Origin of the sequence: Methylophaga pinxianii, assembly GCF_020447225.1 — a bacterium.
Taxonomy (GTDB): domain Bacteria; phylum Pseudomonadota; class Gammaproteobacteria; order Nitrosococcales; family Methylophagaceae; genus Methylophaga; species Methylophaga pinxianii.
Window position 1 is genome coordinate 1 of the sequence record NZ_JAJAEO010000043.1, and the last position, 369, is coordinate 369.

Consider the following 369-nt stretch of genomic DNA (forward strand, 5'->3'; position numbering starts at 1 on the left):
AGACCCACTCAGGACACAGCATGGACATGAGGGTCCCCGCTCAGCTCCTGGGGCTCCTGCTGCTCTGGCTCCCAGGTGCCAGATGTGCCATCCAGATGGCCCAGTCTCCATCCTCCCTGTCTGCATCTGTAGGAGACACAGTCACCATAACTTGCCGGGCAAGTCAGGGTATTAGAAATGATTTAGCCTGGTATCAGCAGAAACCAGAGAAAGCCCCTAAACTCCTGATCTATGGTGCATCCACTTTACAAAGTGGGGTCCCATCAAGATTTCGCGGCAGTGGATCTGGCACAGATTTCACTCTCACCATCAGCAGCCTGCAGCCTGAAGATTCTGCAACTTATTACTGTCTGCATCATTACAATTACC

Annotated in this window: 1 protein-coding gene; it reads left to right on the forward strand. The window is 52.3% G+C overall.

The window, feature by feature from the left end:
- Positions 1-95: 95 nt before the first annotated feature.
- Positions 96-369, forward strand: a 274-nt coding sequence (locus tag LGT40_RS16760) for an immunoglobulin domain-containing protein (protein WP_226343100.1), incomplete at its 3' end; no start/stop codon positions are given.